Raw genomic sequence first — 221 nt, 5'->3', positions numbered from 1 at the left:
AGGGGGCGTTATTTTCCTCATCCTCATTTTGAGGGAGTACAGATAATGCGTATCACAACGTTATGGCTGATTTATCAGATTGTTGCCTGTCTGGCGGTTTGTTTTCTATTTTTAAACTCAGGACTCGATGTTGTAAACGTCATTACTCACCGACTACTGCGTCTTGCCACCCTTGTTGTAGGGGGGCTATGTATTGGGGTGTCCTGCAATGTTTTTAAAAC

General features: G+C 43.4%; 1 pseudogene. It reads left to right on the top strand.

Annotated elements, in window-relative coordinates:
* Positions 1 to 45: 45 nt before the first annotated feature.
* Positions 46 to 221 (top strand): annotated as a pseudogene (locus ACNQO6_RS18575) (iron ABC transporter permease); the annotation flags it as partial.

The organism is Acinetobacter calcoaceticus (genome assembly GCF_051947995.1).
GTDB lineage: Bacteria > Pseudomonadota > Gammaproteobacteria > Pseudomonadales > Moraxellaceae > Acinetobacter.
This window is presented reverse-complemented; position numbering and strand designations above follow the sequence as displayed.